Annotated in this window: 21 protein-coding genes; 9 read left to right on the forward strand and 12 right to left on the reverse strand. The window is 60.3% G+C overall.

Translation table 11 applies throughout. The annotated features are described in order from the left end of the window. Positions 1 to 99: 99 nt before the first annotated feature. Complete coding sequence (locus tag MRBLRC7O_RS08380) at positions 100 to 1,146, forward strand: NAD(P)-dependent alcohol dehydrogenase (protein ID WP_035223964.1); 1,047 nt, start codon at positions 100 to 102, stop codon at positions 1,144 to 1,146. Between the two features lie 200 nt (positions 1,147 to 1,346). Here the strand turns inward: MRBLRC7O_RS08380 and MRBLRC7O_RS08385 are convergent, their stop codons facing one another. Both MRBLRC7O_RS08385 and MRBLRC7O_RS08390 read right to left on the reverse strand, forming a co-directional pair. After that, complete coding sequence (locus MRBLRC7O_RS08385) at positions 1,347 to 2,612, reverse strand: NAD(P)/FAD-dependent oxidoreductase (protein WP_080866276.1); 1,266 nt, start codon at positions 2,610 to 2,612, stop codon at positions 1,347 to 1,349. 71 nt (positions 2,613 to 2,683) lie between these two features. Continuing rightward, the gene (locus MRBLRC7O_RS08390; protein ID WP_080866604.1) at positions 2,684 to 3,439 is read right to left on the reverse strand and encodes a pyridoxine 5'-phosphate synthase; all 756 of its coding nucleotides are present in this window, start codon (positions 3,437 to 3,439) and stop codon (positions 2,684 to 2,686) included. Positions 3,440 to 3,674: 235 nt separating this feature from the next. Here MRBLRC7O_RS08390 and MRBLRC7O_RS08395 point away from each other — a divergent pair, with 235 nt between their 5' ends. Further along, positions 3,675 to 4,373 (forward strand): MerR family transcriptional regulator, encoded by a 699-nt coding sequence (locus MRBLRC7O_RS08395; RefSeq protein ID WP_003507573.1) that lies wholly within the window; start codon positions 3,675 to 3,677, stop codon positions 4,371 to 4,373. Between the two features lie 6 nt (positions 4,374 to 4,379). Here MRBLRC7O_RS08395 and MRBLRC7O_RS08400 read toward each other — a convergent pair whose 3' ends face one another. The 3 genes from MRBLRC7O_RS08400 to MRBLRC7O_RS08410 all read right to left on the reverse strand — a co-directional run bounded on the left by MRBLRC7O_RS08400 (position 4,380) and on the right by MRBLRC7O_RS08410 (position 6,425). Beyond that, complete coding sequence (locus MRBLRC7O_RS08400) at positions 4,380 to 5,507, reverse strand: ATP-dependent DNA helicase (protein WP_003507572.1); 1,128 nt, start codon at positions 5,505 to 5,507, stop codon at positions 4,380 to 4,382. 79 nt (positions 5,508 to 5,586) lie between these two features. Beyond that, positions 5,587 to 6,069 (reverse strand): SRPBCC family protein, encoded by a 483-nt coding sequence (locus MRBLRC7O_RS08405; protein ID WP_080866277.1) that lies wholly within the window; start codon positions 6,067 to 6,069, stop codon positions 5,587 to 5,589. Beyond that, the gene (locus MRBLRC7O_RS08410; RefSeq protein ID WP_003507570.1) at positions 6,066 to 6,425 is read right to left on the reverse strand and encodes an ArsR/SmtB family transcription factor; all 360 of its coding nucleotides are present in this window, start codon (positions 6,423 to 6,425) and stop codon (positions 6,066 to 6,068) included. Before MRBLRC7O_RS08410 ends, MRBLRC7O_RS08405 begins: the two co-directional genes overlap by 4 nt. A 132-nt stretch (positions 6,426 to 6,557) precedes the next feature. On the opposite strand from MRBLRC7O_RS08410, the gene MRBLRC7O_RS08415 reads away from it, so the two are divergent. From MRBLRC7O_RS08415 to MRBLRC7O_RS08425, 3 genes are read left to right on the forward strand one after another with little or no spacing between them, the layout of a single operon-like run. Then, complete coding sequence (locus tag MRBLRC7O_RS08415; protein WP_077998921.1) at positions 6,558 to 6,938, forward strand: COG4315 family predicted lipoprotein; 381 nt, start codon at positions 6,558 to 6,560, stop codon at positions 6,936 to 6,938. Next, on the forward strand, positions 6,922 to 7,479 hold the full coding sequence (locus tag MRBLRC7O_RS08420) for an RNA polymerase sigma factor (protein ID WP_035213146.1): 558 nt from the start codon (positions 6,922 to 6,924) through the stop codon (positions 7,477 to 7,479). Before MRBLRC7O_RS08415 ends, MRBLRC7O_RS08420 begins: the two co-directional genes overlap by 17 nt. After that, positions 7,476 to 8,264, forward strand: coding sequence for an anti-sigma factor family protein (locus MRBLRC7O_RS08425; RefSeq protein WP_003507567.1), 789 nt, complete (start codon positions 7,476 to 7,478; stop codon positions 8,262 to 8,264). Before MRBLRC7O_RS08420 ends, MRBLRC7O_RS08425 begins: the two co-directional genes overlap by 4 nt. 6 nt (positions 8,265 to 8,270) lie before the next feature. On the opposite strand, the gene MRBLRC7O_RS08430 is transcribed toward MRBLRC7O_RS08425, so the two are convergent. Continuing rightward, positions 8,271 to 8,864, reverse strand: a complete 594-nt coding sequence (locus MRBLRC7O_RS08430) for a LysE family translocator (RefSeq protein ID WP_026363426.1) — start codon at positions 8,862 to 8,864, stop codon at positions 8,271 to 8,273. A gap of 164 nt (positions 8,865 to 9,028) precedes the next feature. Here MRBLRC7O_RS08430 and MRBLRC7O_RS08435 point away from each other — a divergent pair, with 164 nt between their 5' ends. After that, on the forward strand, positions 9,029 to 9,874 hold the full coding sequence (locus MRBLRC7O_RS08435; protein WP_080866278.1) for an aldo/keto reductase: 846 nt from the start codon (positions 9,029 to 9,031) through the stop codon (positions 9,872 to 9,874). 151 nt (positions 9,875 to 10,025) lie between these two features. On the opposite strand, the gene MRBLRC7O_RS08440 is transcribed toward MRBLRC7O_RS08435, so the two are convergent. The 4 genes from MRBLRC7O_RS08440 to MRBLRC7O_RS08455 all read right to left on the reverse strand — a co-directional run bounded on the left by MRBLRC7O_RS08440 (position 10,026) and on the right by MRBLRC7O_RS08455 (position 13,434). Then, entirely contained in the window at positions 10,026 to 10,556 is a 531-nt protein-coding gene (locus tag MRBLRC7O_RS08440) for an SRPBCC family protein (protein ID WP_003507564.1), read from the reverse strand. Then, entirely contained in the window at positions 10,549 to 10,917 is a 369-nt protein-coding gene (locus MRBLRC7O_RS08445) for an ArsR/SmtB family transcription factor (RefSeq protein WP_026363425.1), read from the reverse strand. Before MRBLRC7O_RS08445 ends, MRBLRC7O_RS08440 begins: the two co-directional genes overlap by 8 nt. Before the next feature lie 131 nt (positions 10,918 to 11,048). Continuing rightward, positions 11,049 to 11,621 carry an acetolactate synthase small subunit gene (gene ilvN / locus MRBLRC7O_RS08450; RefSeq protein WP_003507555.1) on the reverse strand — a complete coding sequence of 191 codons (573 nt, stop codon included), beginning with the start codon at positions 11,619 to 11,621 and terminating at the stop codon, positions 11,049 to 11,051. Between the two features lie 19 nt (positions 11,622 to 11,640). Next, positions 11,641 to 13,434, reverse strand: a complete 1,794-nt coding sequence (locus tag MRBLRC7O_RS08455; RefSeq protein WP_035213143.1) for an acetolactate synthase 3 large subunit — start codon at positions 13,432 to 13,434, stop codon at positions 11,641 to 11,643. Between the two features lie 380 nt (positions 13,435 to 13,814). Between MRBLRC7O_RS08455 and MRBLRC7O_RS08460 the strand changes: the two genes are divergently transcribed. Further along, a complete protein-coding gene (locus MRBLRC7O_RS08460) occupies positions 13,815 to 15,824 on the forward strand; it encodes an ATP-binding protein (protein ID WP_367727411.1) in 2,010 nt (669 codons plus the stop codon). 7 nt (positions 15,825 to 15,831) lie between these two features. Here the strand turns inward: MRBLRC7O_RS08460 and miaA are convergent, their stop codons facing one another. After that, positions 15,832 to 16,728, reverse strand: a complete 897-nt coding sequence (miaA, locus tag MRBLRC7O_RS08465) for a tRNA (adenosine(37)-N6)-dimethylallyltransferase MiaA (RefSeq protein ID WP_060725070.1) — start codon at positions 16,726 to 16,728, stop codon at positions 15,832 to 15,834. On the opposite strand from miaA, the gene serB reads away from it, so the two are divergent. Next, positions 16,727 to 17,617 carry a phosphoserine phosphatase SerB gene (gene serB / locus MRBLRC7O_RS08470; protein WP_003507547.1) on the forward strand — a complete coding sequence of 297 codons (891 nt, stop codon included), beginning with the start codon at positions 16,727 to 16,729 and terminating at the stop codon, positions 17,615 to 17,617. The genes miaA and serB overlap by 2 nt on opposite strands. Beyond that, positions 17,614 to 18,177, forward strand: coding sequence for a GNAT family N-acetyltransferase (locus MRBLRC7O_RS08475; protein ID WP_367727412.1), 564 nt, complete (start codon positions 17,614 to 17,616; stop codon positions 18,175 to 18,177). Before serB ends, MRBLRC7O_RS08475 begins: the two co-directional genes overlap by 4 nt. A gap of 24 nt (positions 18,178 to 18,201) precedes the next feature. On the opposite strand, the gene MRBLRC7O_RS08480 is transcribed toward MRBLRC7O_RS08475, so the two are convergent. Next, positions 18,202 to 18,951 (reverse strand): SDR family oxidoreductase, encoded by a 750-nt coding sequence (locus tag MRBLRC7O_RS08480; protein ID WP_060727393.1) that lies wholly within the window; start codon positions 18,949 to 18,951, stop codon positions 18,202 to 18,204.

Raw genomic sequence — 18,951 nt, forward strand, 5'->3', positions numbered from 1 at the left:
GCAGGATCGTGCAAAAAGGCTGGAGGATCGCTCTAACGCCTTCCCAAGCTTCCGTCGCATATTCCGCCGTCACTTCCCCACCCCCGAAAGGATATTCAGATGGCTATAGCAAGAGGTTACGCTGCGACCGACGCGTCAAAGCCGCTTACCCCGTTCACCTTCGAACGCCGCGAGCCGAACGATGACGACGTCGTCATCGACATCAAATATGCCGGCATCTGCCACTCGGACATCCACACCGTCCGCAACGAGTGGAAGAACGCCGTCTATCCGATCGTTCCCGGCCATGAGATTGCCGGTGTCGTGAAAGCCGTCGGCTCCAAGGTCACGAAGTTCAAGGTCGGCGACCATGTCGGCGTCGGCTGCTTCGTCGATTCCTGCATCGGCTGCGCCACACGCGATCTGGACAACGAGCACTACATGCCCGGCCTCGTCCAGACCTATAACGACGTCGATCCCTTCACGAAGACCGCGACCCATGGCGGTTACTCCGACTCGATCGTCGTCAAGGAAGGTTACGTCCTGTCGATCCCGGACAACCTGCCGCTCGACGCTTCCGCACCGCTTCTCTGCGCCGGTATCACCCTCTATTCGCCGCTGCGCCGCTGGAATGCCGGCCCCGGCCAGAAGGTCGCGATTGTCGGCATGGGCGGTCTCGGCCATATGGGCGTCAAGCTCGGCGCGGCCATGGGCGCGGATATCACCGTCCTTTCCCAGACCCTGTCGAAGAAGGAAGATGGCCTGAAGCTCGGCGCGAAGGACTATTACGCCACCAGCGACGCCTCGACCTTCGAGAAGCTGGCCGGCACCTTCGACCTGATCATCTGCACGGCCGGCGTCGCCATCGACTGGAACGCCTATCTCGGCCTCCTGAAGCCCAAGGGCAGCATGGTCGTGGTCGGTGCGCCGGAACATGCGATCCCGGTTCACGCCTTCTCGCTCATCATCGGCGCGAAGAACCTGTCGGGTTCGATGATCGGTTCGATCAAGGAAACCCAAGACATGCTGGATTTCTGCGGCGAGCACAACATCGTCTCGGAGATCGAGACGATCAACATCCAGGACGTCAACGAAGCCTATGAGCGCGTGCTGAAGAGCGACGTGCGTTATCGCTTCGTCATCGACATGGCATCGCTCGACGCTTGATGGACGTCAAATCGACGTCGTGATTTAAAAAGGCGGGGAGCAATTGCTCCCCGCCTTTTGATTGGGGCAAACCTCTCCTTCCACGCAAGTCATCCTCGGCCTTGTGCAGATGATCGGGACAGGCCCGAGCAGGACGACGGAGAGGTTGTCACCCTAAGGACAAGAAGCGGCGCGGGCTCCCCGCCCTTTCCGCCTGCGCCTCACGCCTCATCCTTCAGCGTCTCTTTCTGGGTAATCAGCCGCGCACTGTGCTGGCCGCTCAGATAGATCCACAGCCAGCTCCACGCCACCGCCAGCCGCGACCGCGTTCCAATCAGGAAGTAGATATGGGCAAGCCCCCAGATCCACCATGCCAGCACGCCCTTGAGCTTGAACCGGCCGAAATCGATCACCGCCGCACGTTTGCCTATGGTCGCCAGATTGCCCTGGTGGCTGTAGCGGAACGGTGATGGTAACGGCTGGCCGGAAAGCCGCGCCTTGATGACCTTCGCCACATAAGCGCCCTGCTGCTTTGCCGCAGGCGCGATGCCCGGCACCGGTTTGCCGTTTTCCTGATTGACAGCGGCCGTATCACCGATGACGAAGATGTCAGCATCATCTTCCAGATTGAGATGAGGCCCAACAATGGCGCGTCCCGCCCGGTCGGCGGCGGCATTGAGCCACTTCGCGGCGGGCGATGCCTGCACACCAGCGGCCCAGACCACGGTGCGGCAGGGATAATAGGTCTCGCCCACCGTCACACCGTCGTCGCTGCAGGCCGTCACGGGTGTTCCGAGCAGAACCTCGACGCCGAGCTTTTCGAGCGCCTCTTTGGCATAGGCTGACAGGTCTTCCGTGAAGACCGGCAGGACGCGAGGGCCGGCCTCTACGAGCAACACCCGGGTCTTTCGGGTATCCACATTGCGGAATTCCGGCGGCAGCGCCTTGTGGGCAAGCTCGGCGATCATGCCCGCCATTTCCACGCCCGTCGGGCCCGCCCCGATGATGACGAAGGTCAGCAGCGCCTGCCGCTCATCTTCACTGGTGGCGAGCTCGGCCCGTTCGAAGGCCAGCAGCAGGCGGCGGCGGATTGTCGTTGCATCTTCAAGCGTCTTGAGGCCGGGGGCGGAGCGCTCCCACTCGTCACGGCCAAAATAGGCGTGGCGCGCGCCGGTGGCCAGCACCAGCGTATCGAAGCCGATCACCTGACCCGAACTTAAATGCACGGTCCGCGCGGCCCGATCTATGCCATTCACCTCCGCAAGCAGGGTCGTGACCTCCTTGCGGTCACGATAGAGATGGCGGATCGGCCAGGCGATTTCGGATGTCGCGAGAGCCGTCGTCGCAACCTGATAAAGCAATGGCTGGAACAGGTGATGATTACGACGATCTATCAATGTAATACGGACAGGGGCCCCCTCCAGCCCGTGTACCAGTTGCAAACCGCCGAAGCCTCCACCCACGACGACAACATGATGTTCTTGCATATGTCTCTGCCTTCAAAAGCTCGCGCACGGAGCATGCGCCAGCTAACTATAGGCAAAAAAATTGACTTCGGTTATGAAATAGCCTGACCGCAGGCACGGCAAAAACGCCGGACTGTTTCAGCCATGCCATATTCCAGCGCATCCGCCGTCAGCCCGTGACCGATGGAAACCTCGGCCAGATAAGGGATACGTTTCATCAGCTTTGGCAGGTTTTCGACGGTCAGGTCATGGCCGGCATTGACGGCAAGCCCGAGCGCCGCAGCATGGTCCGCCGTCTGTCCGAGCTTTTCAAGAAGCGCGTCGCCCTTTTGCGGATCGTCAAAGCAGCCGCCATAGGGGCCGGTGTAGAGTTCGATACGCGCCGCCCCCGTTTCGAACGCCCGCTCAACCGGCTCGCGCTCGCCATCGCCATCGGCAAAAAGCGAGACGCGCATGCCGCCAGCCTTCAGGCGTCCCACCACTTCCTTCAGGAAAACGCCATGCTTGCGGAAATCCCAGCCGTGGTCGGACGTCGCCTGCGACGGGTCATCAGGCACCAGCGTCACCTGTTCCGGCTGCGTTTTCTCGCAAAGGACAAGGAAATCCTCGGTCGGATAACCTTCGATGTTGAATTCCGCGGCGGGGAAACGATCGTCGATCAGCGCACGCAGCACCGGCAGATCGGAAAAGCGGATATGGCGCTGGTCCGGCCGCGGGTGTACAGTCAGCCCGCTTGCCCCCGTCTCCAATGCAATATGCCCGAAATGCGCGACATCCGGCCACGGAAGATCGCGACGGTTGCGTAACATGGCAATTGCGTTCAGATTGACAGAAAGTTTTGCGGGCATGGCATCGGGCTCCGGTTCGGAATTGACATCCTGTTTCACGCAGGTTGAGGCCAATCGCAAGGAGGCCGGCAAATTTTTTATTATTGCGGGAACGAAAATAGGCAATACACGTTACGGTTCTGATGTAGCGTTTGGCATGAGGTCTTGATCGGAAAATATGTCCGTCTTGGGGGAACAAGCAACGGACACCTTTAAAAAGGCAGGCACACTGTCAAAGAGCGCGAAGGGGGAGACAATGCAGGATGGCCGGATGCCGTTCGAAAGTCACGGCGATGAGGACAAACCCAATCTAAGGATCAGCAGCTTTCTACCGGATGTAAGCCTGCCCTCCTCCCTGCCCGCAGAACCCGTCCCCATCGCCGACATGGCCAATATCTTCGGGGTAACTCACCGGACGCTGCATTTCTACGAGGAAAAGGCGCTGCTGACCTCCAGGCGCATCGGCCAGATGCGGGTCTATACCCACCGCAACGTCCAGCGCATGGCGGTCATCAACGTCTGCCGCGAAGTGGGTATTTCCGTCGCCGCCATTACCGAGATCATGGAAAAATTCGTCCGTTCGCTCTCGCAGGGCGAGGCGGACGACATATTCCACGCCGCGCTGCGGCAGCGGAAGCGGGAATTGACGGCCGAGCTTTCCACCCTTCAGCGCCAGGCCCAGCAGATCGAGGAGTTGCTGGTCGCCGACGCGGAAGCGGACGGCATGGATGGCGCGGAACGGGCGCCGGCAAAGGACATCGCCCTTACCGACACCGAGCGAAAATGTCTGGAACTGATGGCGGAGGGTTATGCGCCGGTGCGCCTCGCCCGCGCCCTTGGTCTTTCGGGCACCGATCTCAATGTTCTCGAGGCAAAGATCATCGGCAAGTTCAATGCCAGCAACCGTTTTCAGGCGGTCGCCAAGGCGGTTCTTCTCGGCGTCATCCGCGCCTGATCACGATCAGCGAACGATTGTCAGGGTCTCTGCCGCACGGGTGATGGCGGTGTAGAGCCACCTCTCGCGCGAGTCCCGGAAGGCATAGCTCTCGTCGAAGAGAACCACGTTGTTCCACTGCGAACCCTGCGCCTTATGCACGGTCAGCGCATAGCCGAAATCGAACTCGTCATACCGCTTGCGCGTGGACCACGGAATTTCCGTTTCCACATCCTCGAAAGCCGCCTTCAGCAATTTGATCTTGGCGGCGCCGCGATCCATATCGTCGTCTTCGGGCCGGATCATCAGGTTGATGCCGGGCTTCACCGTCTCGCGCGATGAGCTCATCACCTGCCAGAGCGAGCCGTTCAGCAGGCCCTTGGCCGGATCGTTCCGGAGGCAGACCAGCTTGTCACCGGATTGCGGGTAATCGGCGGTAAAGCCCTTCAGCTCGCGAAGCCGCTGATTGTAGCGGCGGCGGGTACGGTTGGTGCCGACGAGTACCTGATCGGCATCGAGCACCAGCGACTGCGTCACCTCCGACTTGGAAATCACCTGCGCGGAACCATAATCGCCGCGCATGATCTCCCGGCCTTCCCGCACATCCATGGCAAGATGGATGATCGGATTGTCCTTGGCCTGCCGATGAATCTCCGACAGCAGATAATCCGGCTCCTGCTCGGTAAAGAAGCCGCCGCCCGAAACCGGCGGCAGCTGCCCGGGATCGCCAAGCACGAGAATCGGCGTGCCGAAACTCATCAGATCCTTGCCAAGCTGCTCGTCCACCATCGAACATTCATCGATGATGATGAGCGCCGCCTTGGCGAGCGGGCTCTGGCGGTTGATGGAGAACATCGGCGCAATCGAGGTCTTGCCGGTTTCCTCGTCTTCGACAGTTTCTTCACCGCGCGGGCGGTAGATCAGCGAATGGATGGTGCGGGCATTGGTTGCACCACGCGAACGCAGCACCTGCGCCGCCTTACCGGTGAAGGCCGCAAACAGCACCTCGCCATCGACATTTTCCGCGAAATGCTTGGCAAGCGTCGTCTTGCCCGTTCCGGCATAACCGAACAGCCGGAAAACCGGTGTGCGGCCTTCCTTCAGCCAGCGGGAAACAGCCTTGAGCGCTTCGTCCTGTTGCGGTGAAAATAACATGCGCCCTCATCGCAGGATTCGAGCGTGGTGCGCAACAGAAAAAGAACGAAAGATGAATCGCCTGACGAGAATGACGGCCTCAATGGGCCGCCTGCTTCTCGACGAGTGCCGCCAATTGCTCCGCAACCGTATTCCAGCCGTCGAAGAACCCCATCTCCGCGTGCCTGTTGCGATCCTCAAGATTGTTGTGCATGGCGTAAGCCACATATTCCATGCCGTCGGGATGATCGCGAAACGTCATCACGGCCGTGAGGAACGGCTGGGCGGAGGGGCGAAAACCCGCGGTCAGCGCATCGGTGAAAACCAGACGCTCCTCATGATCCACCGCCAGAAAACATCCTTTGACATGCGGACCGAAGGCCGCGCCATCCTCGCTATACCGCGTTTCGAAGGCGCCGCCGGGATGAAGCTCCATTTTGTCGACACGGCATTGGCCGGGATGCGGCACCCACCACTGTTCAAGACTGGTCCTGTCCGTCCAGGCATTCCAGACGAGCCGGCGCGGCGCCCTTATGATGCGTGAAATTTTCAGGTCGAGATCGGGATTGAAAGTGTCGGTCATCGGTCATTCTCCCCTTTGCTGGACATCCTGTCCTGTTGTGCCATGACAAACTGTTCGAGCCGGTCGGTGCGGCCTTCCCAGATGGCGCGCTGTTGCGAAAGCCAGCCATCGAGCATGGAAAACCGCTGCTTCTCCAGGGAGCAGAACCGGACACGCCCCTGCTTGCGCGTCACGATCAGCCCCGCCTCTTCCAGCTGGCGGATATGTTTCATGAAGGATGGCAGGGCCATGTCGAAGGGTTCGGCCAGCGTTCCGATGCTCGCCTCCCCGCCGCCCAGCCTCAGGATCACCGCCCTGCGGGTCGGATCGGCAAGAGACTGGAAGATATCGTTGAGTGCATCTGAATAGTTTTCCATAAGGCTAACTATCACATCAAAACACTTAGCTCAATGGATAAGTTTAAAAATGCGTCGAGACAGGGAATAATTCGTCAGGTTGCGGTGTCTCTTGATGTGCTGGCGGCAGAGGCCGCCCGAACCAAGGAGGATATGTCCATGAAGATCCGCTTTATCGTTCCCGCCCTCGTTCTGGCTTTTGCCGGAACGGCCTATGCCGCCCCTGCGGTCGAAACGGTCAAGACCGCCAAAGGCGACGTGCTGGCGGGTGAAAAAGGCATGACGCTCTACACTTTCAAGAACGACAAGAAGGGCGTATCCAATTGTTATGACAAATGCGCGGTAAACTGGCCGCCGTTTTTCGCAGCCGCCAGCGACAAGGCCGAGGGCGCCTATTCCCTCGTGAAGCGCAAGGATGGCAAGATGCAGTGGGCAAAGGATGGCATGCCGCTTTATTACTGGGTCAAGGATACCAAGAAGGGCGATGCCACCGGTGATGGTGTGAACGGTGTATGGGATGCCGCAAAACCCTGATGGCATGAATGGCGAAAAGCGGGGGAACCATTCCCCCGCAGCCGGCAGCTTCGAAACGGAGATGCTGGCGCTGATACCCATGCTGCGCCGTTATTCCCGCAGCCTTTCCCGTTCTGACGCCGATGGCGAGGACCTCTTGCAGGACTGCGTGGAAAAGGCGCTGGCCAATCAAAGGCAATGGCGCGGAACAGGTTTAAAAACATGGGCTTACACGATAATGACGAATCTTTATCGTAACCGCCACCGCGCCGAGAAACGTCACCCGTCCGAAAGCCTCGACGGCCATGAGACCATCGCCGGCGCGGAGACGCTCTCCGACACGCTGGAGAATGACCGCCTGCACGGCGCGCTCGCCCTTCTTTCGCCCGACATGCGCGCGGTGCTGATGCTGGTGACGGTGGAGGGCTACAGTTATCAGGAGGCGGCCGAGACACTATCGATCCCGCTCGGCACCGTCATGTCCAGACTGTCCCGCGCCCGCGAAACCCTTCGCCAGCACCTGGCGGCGGATAATATCATACCCCTGCGGAGACCACGATGAAACGGCCCGACGCCATAACCGAAGACGACCTGCACGCCTATGTCGACGGACTTCTTTCCGACGACGACCGCGCGGCTGTCGAGGCCTGGCTGGCGGAAAGGCCGGAAGAGCAGGCCCGCGTGGAGGAATGGAGAAAACAGGCCGATATTCTGCGCAATGCCTTCGCCTCCTATGCCGCCGCACATCCGCATGACGCATCGATGCTCAGCCCGCAAAAGAGGGAGCGCGCATGGCGGGTAAAACCGGTTCTCCTGCAAACAGCGGCCGCCCTTTTGATCTTCGTGGCGGGTGCTGCGGCCGGCAGGCTTCTGCCGCCGTCTTTTTCCACGCCGCAGGACGTGACTCTGGCGTCGCTGACGACGGATATTCCGGCACAGGCGAAATCCGCCTATCTCATCTATGCGAGCGAGGTGCGCCATCCCGTTGAAGTCGGCGCCGGAGAGCAGCAGCATCTCGCGACATGGCTCGGCAAGCGGCTCGGCTACCCCTTCACCATCCCCGATCTCTCGAAGATCGGATATGACCTCGTCGGCGGGCGTCTTATCCCCGTCAGCGGCAAGCCGGGCGCGATGCTGATGTATCAGGACAAGACCGGCCGCAGGGTGACGGTGCTGATCGGCCACAACGAGGAAAACCGCACCACCAGCTTCCGCATGGCCAGCGCCGACGGTATCGAGACCTTCTACTGGATCGACAACGAACTGGGTTACGCCGTGTCCGCCGAACTGACGCGCGACGAGGTGCAGGCGATCGCCGAGGAATGTTACCGGCAGTTCCCGACGTGAAGACCGCTATTTCAGCATCGGCCAGAGGCTGATGACAAGAAGCACGGCCATGGTGATATTGAACCATTTGAGCCGGACGGGGACAGCGAGCCAGTCGCGCAAGGCGGAGCCGAAGCCGGCCCAGGTCGAAACACTGGGAAGATTGACCGCGGCGAAGGCCACGCCAACGACAAGAACGGTGAAGAAATATTGCCGCTCATCCGTATAGGTCGCCATCGCCGTCACCGCCATCACCCAGGCCTTGGGATTGACCCACTGAAAGGCGGCGGCAGCAATGAAACTCATCGGCGCCGATGCGGCCGAACCTTCGCTGAGGCTGCGGGAAGTACCGATCTTCCATGCGATCCAGACGAGATAGAGACCACCTGCGAATTTCAGGCCGGTGTAAAGCACGGGCACCGAATGCAGCAACGCGCCGAGACCGAAGCCGACCCCGATCAGCAGCGACAGGAACCCTGCGCCGATGCCCAGCATATGCGGGATGGTGCGGCGGAATCCGAAATTCACGCCTGACGCAAACAGCATCATATTGTTCGGGCCTGGTGTGATGGAGGTGGTGAAGGCAAACAGCACCAGCGCAACAAAGGTTTCGGCAGTCATGATTTCTCCTTGAGCAGAAACCCTATCCGTCGGACCATCATCAAGCCACCCCGCCGGATCGATGGGCGCGGTCAATTTTTTTGATGGATCAATACTTTCCATGCCGGGTTTGAGAAGTCGGAACAAAGGGCTATTGTCCAATCACCAATCGCTGGAGCGAACCGATGTATGACGACATTCCTTCCGTCACCCTGCCATCAGGAAAAGAGATTCCGGCCCTTGGCCTCGGCACCTGGAACATGGGGGAGACGCGATCATCCGCGCCGCAGGAGGTCGAAAGCATCCGCAAGGCGATCGATCTCGGCATGACGCTGGTCGACACGGCGGAAATGTATGCGGACGGCAGATCGGAGGAAGTGGTCGGCGCGGCAATCGCCGGCCGTCGCGACGAGGTGTTTCTGGTCAGCAAGGTCTACCCCTGGAACGCCAGCGCCAGAGGCACGGCGGAAGCCTGCGAGCGCAGTCTCGCAAGGCTCGGCACCGACCACATCAATCTCTATCTGCTGCACTGGCGTGGCGAGCACCCGCTTGCGGAAACCGTAGCGGCTTTCGAAAGGCTGAAGAGCGACGGCAAGATCGGCGACTGGGGCGTCTCCAATTTCGACAGCGACGACATGGAGGAGCTTTTCGCAGTTCCCGACGGCAAGAACTGCGCCGCCAATCAGGTGCTCTACAACCTGTCCCGACGCGGACCGGAGTTTTCGCTGCTGCCATGGTGCCAGGAGCATGGCGTGCCGCTGATGGCCTATTCCCCGATCGAACAGGGCCGTATTTTGAAGAACCATGAACTCATCCGCATCGCCAAGGCCTATCAGGCAACCCCGGCCCAGCTGGCGCTCGCCTTTCTTCTGGAAAGGGACGGCGTCATCGCCATTCCGAAATCCGCCAATATCGCACGGGTCGAGGAAAACCGCGGTGCGACCGATCTTGAAATAACCGATGAAGACTGGGCGGCGCTCGATGTCGCCTTCCCGCCGCCGACACGCAGAACAGCGCTGGAAATGCTTTGATATAACAGCGCTTTAAGACACTGTCCGGAATCTGTCTAACAGGCAGTTGAATCGGAATGTGAGCAAAACAATTGTGCCAGCGCCGCGGCAGACGGCGCTTGAAAAACGGCGCGGAAAACCGCGCCGTTGTGTCCAGAAAAGCACCGCTCCGTTACGGTATGCGCCGCTCATATTCCTCTTTCAGTCCCAGCCATGTATCCCAGAACGGCCCCGGCTCCTTCTCCTGAAGACGGGCGGCGAGAATGTCGAGATGCACATGCCAGCCAGCGCTGACGTCAAGCCTCGTCCTCCTGTCGGCCAACCGGCGATGAACCAGCGTCAGCAGCACATCCTTGCCAAGAGCCTGAAGTTCGATCGAGACCTCGCCACCTTCGCCCCAACTAAAGACGAGACGGTGCGGTGGAACCACGGTAATGATGCGGGAAGCCATACGGTCTTCTTCGGAAAAGCCTTCCGGGCGCCGGCCGGGCGGATCGGAAAGCTCATCGTTGCGCCACACCAGTTCGAACGGTGCATCCGGCGCAAGCCGCATTTCACCGGATGCCAGCCAGCGGCGGCGAAGTTCGCTTTGTGTCAGATAGGCCCAGACCCGGTCGATCGGTCCCGGCAGCAGCCGTTCGATCTTCAGGGTCGTCGGCTCGACGAGACGGCCATAGGCGTCAGGCATTGCAATATCAGCCATTGTCATTTCCTCCATCTGCAGGGATTTTTCCCTGATCATCCTCCCTGAGCATCTGCTCAAGAATATCGAGGCGACTGCCCCAGAACTGCCGGTAGAAATCCAGCCATTCATGCGCTTCCGCCAACCGTTCCGGCGAAAGGCGGCAGACATGGGTGCGCCCCCTCACCTCACGGCGGATGAGCCCGGCATTTTCCAGCGCCTTGATGTGCTTTGAAGCCGCAGCGAGCGATATGTCGAACGGCTGGGCCAACTGGCTTACCGTGCGCTCGCCGCGGGACAGATCACGCAGCATCGTGCGTCGCGTGGCGTCGCCAAGGGCATGAAAGACGGTGTCGAGATGTGAAGCGGATAATTCAACCATGTTGTTGAATATAGACTGCCGATCCAGAAAGTCAACCATACGGTTGAATGTTGGATCGAGCGGAACAACGCCATAAAAAACCCGCGGCGAACCGCGGGCTTATATTTCAGCATCTGCTCCAAATACGGAGATTACATTCCCTGCGAACCGCGATTCATCGCCGCAATACCGGTGCGGCAAATTTCGATCAGGCCGAGCGGCTTGATGATGGCCACGAACTGGTCGATCTTCGATGACTTGCCGGTGATTTCGAAGATGAAATGCTCGACAGTCGCATCCACCACCTTGGCCTGAAACGCATCCGCAAGGCGCAGGGCTTCAGCGCGCACTTCACCCGTGCCGGCGACCTTGATGAGCGCCACTTCGCGCTCGATAGGCCGCTCCTGCCCCAGTTCGCGGGCACGAACGGTGAGATCGAGAACCCGGTGCACGGGCACGATACGTTCCAGCTGCGCCTTGATCTGCTCCAGCACGATGGGGGTACCGCGCGTGACGATGGTGATGCGCGACAGATGCGCCTCATGTTCGGTCTCGGAAACCGTCAGGCTTTCGATGTTGTAGCCACGGCCGGAAAACAGGCCGATGACCCGGGCGAGAACACCCGGCTCGTTGCTGACGAGAACCGACAGCGTATGATTTTCGACGGCAGCCGTTTCCTTCTGGATGAAATAGGCGGAGCCGGTGGGCTGTAGGTGTGCGTTCATGTCCTTTTCCTCTCCCGGCTCAGACTAGCTGACGGCCCTTGGCGTCAATGGCGTTGGCAACAGCTTCATCCGTCGCCTCATCCGGCAACAGCATCTCGTTATGAGCCTTACCAGACGGGATCATCGGGAAGCAATTGGCAAGATTGGCAACGCGGCAATCGAAGATAACCGGCTTGTTGACCGCGATCATCTCGGCGATCTTCTCGTCCAATTCCCTAGGATCGTCGCAATACATGCCGACCGCTCCATAGGCTTCCGCGAGCTTGACGAAGTCAGGCATCGCTTCGGTATAGGAGTTGGACAGGCGGTTGCCATGCAGCAGCTGCTGCCATTGGCGCACCATGCCCATGTACTGGTTGTTGAGGATGAAGATCTTCACCGGCAGACCGTACTGGATGGCGCAGGACATTTCCTGAATGCACATCTGGATCGAGGCGTCACCGGCGATATCAATGACGAGCGCTTCCGGGTGTGCAACCTGAACGCCGATGGCTGCCGGCAGGCCGTAACCCATGGTGCCGAGACCACCTGACGTCATCCAGTGGTTCGGCTCCTCGAAGCCGAAGAACTGCGCCGCCCACATCTGATGCTGCCCGACTTCTGTCGTAATGTAGGTGTCACGCCCCTTCGAAGCCTCATAAAGCCGCTGCAACGCATATTGCGGCATGATGACATCGTTGGAGTTCTTGTAGGCGAAGGAGTTGCGGGCACGCCAGCGCTCGATCTGCGCCCACCAATCGGCGGTCTGCGCCTTTTCCGGTTTCTTCGGCAAGGCGCGCCACAGGCGGACCATATCTTCCAGAACATGGCCGACATCGCCGATAACAGGCACGTCGACGCGAACCGTCTTGTTGATCGACGATGGGTCGATATCGATGTGGATCTTCTTGGAATTCGGCGAAAACGCGTTGATGCGGCCGGTAATTCGGTCGTCGAAACGCGCGCCGACGCAGACCATGACATCACAATCATGCATCGTCATATTGGCTTCGTAGGAACCGTGCATGCCCAGCATGCCGAGCCAGTTCTTGCCCGATGCCGGATAGGCGCCGAGACCCATCAGGGTCGAGGTGATCGGGAAACCGGTCAGCTCTACCAGTTCACGCAGCAGACGGGTGGCCTCCGGGCCGGAATTGATGACGCCGCCGCCGGTGTAGAAAACCGGCTTCTTCGCCTTCGACATCAGCTCGATGGCCGCATGAATGGCATTGAGGTCGCCCTGGACCTTCGGCTTGTAGCTCTCATGCTGGATGGCGGCGGAAGGCGGCGTGTAGGTGCCGGTGGCGAACTGGATGTCCTTCGGAATATCGACAACAACAGGTCCGGGACGACCCGTCTGCGCGATGCGGAAGGCTTCATGGATAATGCCCGCCAATTCGTTGACGTCCTTCACCAGCCAGTTGTGCTTGGTGCAGGGGCGCGTGATGCCGACGGTGTCACATTCCTGAAACGCGTCGGAGCCGATCAGCGATGTCGGAACCTGGCCGGAGAGGCAGACGAGCGGAATGGAATCCATCAGCGCATCCTGCAGCGGGGTGACCGCATTCGTCGCGCCGGGGCCTGACGTGACGAGCATGACGCCGACCTTGCCGGTGGAGCGGGCATAACCTTCGGCGGCGTGGCCGGCGCCCTGCTCGTGGCGCACGAGAATGTGCTGGATGTCTTCCTGCTGGAAAATCTCGTCATAGATCGGAAGCACGGCACCGCCGGGGTAACCGAAGATGTGCTCGACGCCGTTATCCTTCAGCGCCTGCAGAACGATCTCCGCACCTGTCATGCGATTGCTGTTTTCCGTATTGTCCTTATCCGTCATTGCCTGTTTCCATCCCGCTTTGGCTTTGGATATCGAGGAGCCCGAGGGCCTGTTTGAAGACATAAAAAAAGGCCCCTAGAGGAGCCTCGTTCAGCGCATGGGTGCTTTCGCCGGATGGTTACACCATCCTGCCCATGCGCCGTCCCACCACGATAAGTACGTTAAGATTTTTCATGGGGCGGAGTGTTAGCCAGAAAACCCCCAGCCGTCAACGCATATTGCAGGAAAAAATCGCCGCCGCCTTCTTTTATTACCCGCAAGCAGACTTCCGCGAAATTTTCGAACGCAGCCGGTACACCTGTTGTTAAGCATAATATTTTAATATCGAGAGCGCAGATACTGCCCGAACCACCGCGATATCGCATGTACCGGGAAAAAATGTGAATAACGACACGTTTCATAACGCGTCCCGCATGGACGAAAACGAACGGCGGTCCGGCCAGCAGCCGGCGAACCGCATGCTCGGCCGCGTCATCGCCTGTAACGGCGCACACGCCACCATTGCCGCCGAAACCGAACCGGGCACCACCGTTGTGTCGCAGCTCTGGTCTGTCGGACGCCTGATCTCGATCGAAATGGGCACGAGCCGTGTCGCGGCCCTCGTCTTCGCCATGCGCACGGGCGAGGACTATTGGGCAGCGGACAGACCGAACAGGCTGCTGATCGACGTTGAACTCGTGGGCGAAGTTTACCGCACCGAGGACGGCAGCGAACGCTTTTCCACCGGCATCTCGCGTTACCCCTATCTCGGCGCGGTGGCGCACCGCATCCGCACCAGCGACCTCTCGAAGATCTACGACAGCGGCAAGCGTGACGCCTGCGTGATCGGCAGGCTGACGCAGGACGATACGATCGGCGCCACCATCAGCATTCCGCAGATGCTTGCCAAACATTTCGCCGTCGTCGGTTCGACGGGCGTGGGCAAGACCACCGCCGTTTCGCTGCTTCTGAACAAGGCGATCGAGACCGACCCGAAACTGCGTGTCCTCATTCTCGATCCACACAATGAATTCGCGGCCGCTTTTCCCGATCATTCCGTCGTCATCGATACGGATACGCTGGACCTGCCCTTCTGGCTGATGCGGCTTGAAGAATTTGCCGAGGTCATCTTCCGCGGTCGCAAGCCGGTGCCGGAAGAAATGGATGTCCTCCGCGACATCATTCCCGAAGCGAAGAAGGCGTTTCGCGGCACCGAAGGTTCCGCCGTCCGCCGCACCTCCGACAAAAGCGCGATCACACCGGATACGCCGGTACCCTACCGCATGGCCGATCTTCTCGCCCTCATCGACGAGCGTATCGGACGGCTGGAAGGACGCGGCGAAAAACCCGCATTGCGCACGCTGAAAGGCCGCATCCTCTCGGCCATTAACGACACGCGCTACAACTTCATGTTCTCCAGCAATACGATCAGCGACACCATTCTGGAAACGGTGGCGCATATTTTCCGTATTCCCGGCGAAGGAAAGCCGATTTCGGTATTCCAGCTGTCAGGCATTCCCTCCGAAGTGGTGAACTCGGTGGTTTCGGTCCTCTGCCGCATGTCCTTCGAACTGGCGGTGCTGGCGCGCGGCTCGCTGCATATGCTTGTCGTCTGCGAGGAAGCGCACCGTTATGTGCCTGCCGACCCCGAGCGCGGCTTTTTCCCCACCCGGCAATCCATCGCCCAGATCGCCAAGGAAGGCCGCAAATACGGCATTTCGCTCGGCGTCATCAGCCAGCGGCCGAGCGAACTGGACCAGACCATCCTGTCGCAATGCTCGACCGTTTTCGCCATGCGGCTCTCGAACGAGATCGACCAGAAGATCATCCTTTCAGCGGTACCGAACGCATCGACATCGACCACCAGTTTTCTGTCGTCCATCGGCAATGGTGAGGCCATTGCTTTTGGCGAGGCCGTCAATGTACCGATGCGCATGCGTTTTGACCGCGTCGTCACGGCCAAATTGCCGAAGGCGAGCGGCATCACCAGCCATGTGAACCACGAAACCCCTGATACGGTTGACCTGAACAGCATCGTCACCCGCATGCGCGCCACGCCAAAACCCGTTATCACCGGCTTCCAGCAAAGCGTTGAAGCGGCCTTTTCCGATCTGCCGGAACCGGCAGCACCGAACCGGTCAACGGATGAGGTCGATAGCTGGAAGCAGGAACTGGGCACAGCTGCAACGGAGGGATATGAACCCTATCGCCCGGACATGCTGCCTGGCCGCACGCTCCCTGCATCACCAAATCCGGCGGCACCCGATACCGCCTCTGGCGCCGTCAACGAATTGCGCAAGGCCAGTTTCCAGATGCAGGCGCAAAATGGCCCGCCGCCCGGCGATACACGCCCTTCGCTCCGCGAGAGCCTCCTGAAGAAGCCGCTCGGCAGCCTCTACCGGAAAGACTGACGCCCGTTCACGGCTGGATGCGTGTCCAGTCGTCTCCCATCTGATTGCGGAACCAGGTCATCTGCCGTTTGGCATATTGACGGGTCGCGGCCGCCGATTTTTCGATAACCTCCGCCTCGCCCATGCGCCCGGCCAGCATATCGGCGATCTGGGCAACGCCGATCGCCTTCATTGCCGTTGCATCAGGCGGAAGATTGAGCGCGAGAAGCGCCTGCACCTCCTCCACCGCGCCGCTCTCCACCATCGCCTCAAAACGACGATTGATGCGATCATGCAGCACCGGCCTTTCCGGCAGGACGACGAATTTCTGCGCCCGGTCGGGGTCGATAATCATAGGGCCCCGGGCCTGCTGGAAATCCCGGATCGATTTCCCCGTCGCCTCAAGCACTTCAAGCGCCCGGACGATACGCTGCCCGTCCCCCGGCTGGAGCGTGTCCGCCATGGCCGGATCACGGCCGGCGAGTTCCGCATGAAGGACCGCCCCTCCCTCCTCGACCAGCCGGGCGCGCAATCTCTCGCGGATGTCCTCTGGAATGTTGGGCATGTCGGAGAGGCCGCCCGTCAATGCCTTGAAATAAAGTCCCGTGCCGCCGACGATGACGGGGAAACGCCCCTGCGCCCGTAAATCCGCAAGCAGGGCAGAGATGTCCCGCAGCCATTCGCCCGTTGAATAGAGGCTGCTCGCCGACACATGGCCGTAAAGCAGATGCGGCACGCCCTCCATCTCGTCTTCGGATGGCCGGGCGGTCAACACCCGTAGCGTGTCGTAAACCTGCATGCTGTCGGCATTGATGACGACGCCGTCCCGCTCCCGCGCCAAACGAAGCGCAAGCGCGGACTTGCCGCTTGCCGTCGGGCCGGTTATCAGGATCGCATCAAAATTCTCATCAAGGTTTTTCATCATGGCTCTCGTTGCCACGCTTATCGCCAATCCGTCAAATCCTGTTCTGACACCGGCCCTCGGCGAAGCGGCCGCGAAGGCCGTCAACGCATCGGGCCTCTACTGGCTGGCCGATGGCATTGCCTGCGATATCGCCCTGCCCTCCGGCGCTGCCATCGAACAGGCACGCAGCGCGATTGCAGCCGCGCTTGCCGGAAAACCGATCGATATCGTCATCCAGGAACAGGATCAGCGGCGCAAGAAGCTTCTGATCGCCGACATGGATTCGACCATGATCGGCCAGGAATGCATCGACGAACTGGCGGCCGAAGTCGGGTTGAAGGACAAGGTCTCAGCCATCACCGCCCGCGCCATGAATGGCGAGATCGCTTTCGAACCTGCTTTGCGTGAGCGTGTGGCGCTGCTGAAGGGCCTGCCGGTCTCTGTCATCGATGACGTCATCGAAAAGCGCATCACGCTGACCCCGGGCGGCAAGGAACTGATCGCCACCATGAAGGCGAAGGGCTATTACACCGCCCTCGTGTCCGGCGGCTTCACCGTCTTCACCGGCCGCGTCTCCGCGATGCTCGGTTTCGACGAGGACCGCGCCAATCTGCTGGGCGAAGCCAATGGCGAACTTGATGGCACCGTTGCCGAACCCATCCTCGGCAAACAGGCAAAGGTGGATGCACTGAACGATATTGCAGCAAAGCTCGGCATTTCGCCGGAGGAGGCAATGGCAGTCGGCGATGGCGCCAACGATCTCGGCATGCTGCATCTGGCCGGCGCGGGCGTGGCCCTGCATGCCAAGCCGGCCGTGGCAGCCGAGGCGCAGATGCGCATCGACCATGGTGATCTGACCGCGCTTCTATACATCCAGGGCTACCGCAAGACGGATTTTGTCACTCCATGATCATCCGAGAGACACAGAGACTCATTCTGCGCGAGTGGAAGGAGAGCGACCGTGACCTGTTCCGCGAAATCAACGCCGACGAAAAGGTCATGGAGTTTTTTCCCTTCCGCCGCAGCCATGCGAAAGCGGACGCCGTGCTGGAAACCATCAACGGCATGATCCGCGGCAGCGGTTACGGCTTCTACGCCATGGAATTGCGCGAGACCGGCGAAGTCATGGGCTTCTGCGGCATTTCCCCCGTCATGAATCTCGACCCGCCCTTCCCGCTCGGAACCATGGAAATCGGCTGGCGGCTCGCCACCCGCTTCTGGGGCCACGGCTATGTCACGGAAGCGGCGCAATCGCTGCTCGTCATGGCCTTCGATGAAAAGGAGACGCCGGAAATCGTCTCCTTTGCCGTGCACAACAACCAGCGTTCAACGCGGGTGATGGAGCGTATCGGCCTCAAGCGTGATCCTTCACGCGATTTCGACCATCCGCGCGTGCCGGAAGAGACGCATCCGCATCTGCGCCCGCATGTGACCTATGCGTTGACGCTGGAGGAGTGGCGGGCGCGATAAGACCCTGCCCGCCAAGCCCGAACATCACTTCACGGCCGCATTGCCGCCATCGGCAAACAACGCCGCTCCGGCGACGAAGCTCGCCATGGGGCTAGCGAGGAAAAGCGCTGCCTGCGCGATTTCCTGCGGCTCAGCGATACGTTTCATCGCATGCAGGCCAGCGGCCCATTCCTTCTGCGCCGCATCGCCGGCGGCCGGTGTATCAACCCCGCCGGGCAGCAGCGCATTGGCACGAATACCGCTGATGGCATAATCGGCGGTAATGCCTTTCACCAGCCCCATCAACGCCGCCTTCGCCGCGCCGTAAGCCGCCATGCCCGGTATGCCGACGCTGGTGCCGACGAAGCTTGAGGTAAAGACGATGGAGCCGCCGCCACGCGTCAACATCAGCGGTATCTGGTAACGCGCCCCCAGAAAGGCGGAGGTAAGATTGACGTTGAGTACATCATCCCATTCCGCAGGCGAAATCTCCGCCAGCGGCTTCATGGCCCCCACCGCACCGGCATTATTGACGGCGATATCGAGGCCACCGAACACGCTCACGGCCGCCTCTGCCAGCCGGGAATGGGTTTCGGCAAGACCGGCATCACCCGCCACCGCGTGGACGCGGCCGCCGGTCTCACGAATGTCGCCGGCAACCTCCTGCAGCGCCTTTTCGCCGCGCGCATTGAGAACGACCGCCGCGCCGTGAGCGGCAAACAGCATCGCCGTCGCCCGGCCGATGCCGGATGACGCACCGGTGATGATGGCAACCTTGTTTTCAAGCAATTTCAT

Source organism: Agrobacterium radiobacter (assembly GCF_040801995.1).
GTDB lineage: Bacteria > Pseudomonadota > Alphaproteobacteria > Rhizobiales > Rhizobiaceae > Agrobacterium > Agrobacterium radiobacter.

Excerpts from the sequence above, each read along its gene's own strand:
- MRBLRC7O_RS08380 (WP_035223964.1), top strand. The coding sequence starts at position 100 with ATGGCTATAGCAAGAGGTTACGCTGCGACCGACGCGTCAAAGCCGCTT.
- MRBLRC7O_RS08430 (WP_026363426.1), bottom strand. The coding sequence starts at position 8,864 with ATGACTGCCGAAACCTTTGTTGCGCTGGTGCTGTTTGCCTTCACCACC.
- MRBLRC7O_RS08440 (WP_003507564.1), bottom strand. The coding sequence starts at position 10,556 with ATGGCTGATATTGCAATGCCTGACGCCTATGGCCGTCTCGTCGAGCCG.
- miaA (WP_060725070.1), bottom strand. The coding sequence starts at position 16,728 with ATGATGAAAAACCTTGATGAGAATTTTGATGCGATCCTGATAACCGGC.
- serB (WP_003507547.1), top strand. The coding sequence starts at position 16,727 with ATGGCTCTCGTTGCCACGCTTATCGCCAATCCGTCAAATCCTGTTCTG.
- MRBLRC7O_RS08455 (WP_035213143.1), bottom strand. The coding sequence starts at position 13,434 with ATGACGGATAAGGACAATACGGAAAACAGCAATCGCATGACAGGTGCG.
- MRBLRC7O_RS08475 (WP_367727412.1), top strand. The coding sequence starts at position 17,614 with ATGATCATCCGAGAGACACAGAGACTCATTCTGCGCGAGTGGAAGGAG.
- MRBLRC7O_RS08385 (WP_080866276.1), bottom strand. The coding sequence starts at position 2,612 with ATGCAAGAACATCATGTTGTCGTCGTGGGTGGAGGCTTCGGCGGTTTG.
- MRBLRC7O_RS08420 (WP_035213146.1), top strand. The coding sequence starts at position 6,922 with ATGCCGCAAAACCCTGATGGCATGAATGGCGAAAAGCGGGGGAACCAT.
- ilvN (WP_003507555.1), bottom strand. The coding sequence starts at position 11,621 with ATGAACGCACACCTACAGCCCACCGGCTCCGCCTATTTCATCCAGAAG.
- MRBLRC7O_RS08400 (WP_003507572.1), bottom strand. The coding sequence starts at position 5,507 with ATGTTATTTTCACCGCAACAGGACGAAGCGCTCAAGGCTGTTTCCCGC.
- MRBLRC7O_RS08390 (WP_080866604.1), bottom strand. The coding sequence starts at position 3,439 with ATGCCCGCAAAACTTTCTGTCAATCTGAACGCAATTGCCATGTTACGC.
- MRBLRC7O_RS08435 (WP_080866278.1), top strand. The coding sequence starts at position 9,029 with ATGTATGACGACATTCCTTCCGTCACCCTGCCATCAGGAAAAGAGATT.
- MRBLRC7O_RS08445 (WP_026363425.1), bottom strand. The coding sequence starts at position 10,917 with ATGGTTGAATTATCCGCTTCACATCTCGACACCGTCTTTCATGCCCTT.
- MRBLRC7O_RS08395 (WP_003507573.1), top strand. The coding sequence starts at position 3,675 with ATGCAGGATGGCCGGATGCCGTTCGAAAGTCACGGCGATGAGGACAAA.
- MRBLRC7O_RS08415 (WP_077998921.1), top strand. The coding sequence starts at position 6,558 with ATGTCCATGAAGATCCGCTTTATCGTTCCCGCCCTCGTTCTGGCTTTT.
- MRBLRC7O_RS08405 (WP_080866277.1), bottom strand. The coding sequence starts at position 6,069 with ATGACCGACACTTTCAATCCCGATCTCGACCTGAAAATTTCACGCATC.
- MRBLRC7O_RS08410 (WP_003507570.1), bottom strand. The coding sequence starts at position 6,425 with ATGGAAAACTATTCAGATGCACTCAACGATATCTTCCAGTCTCTTGCC.
- MRBLRC7O_RS08425 (WP_003507567.1), top strand. The coding sequence starts at position 7,476 with ATGAAACGGCCCGACGCCATAACCGAAGACGACCTGCACGCCTATGTC.
- MRBLRC7O_RS08480 (WP_060727393.1), bottom strand. The coding sequence starts at position 18,951 with ATGAAATTGCTTGAAAACAAGGTTGCCATCATCACCGGTGCGTCATCC.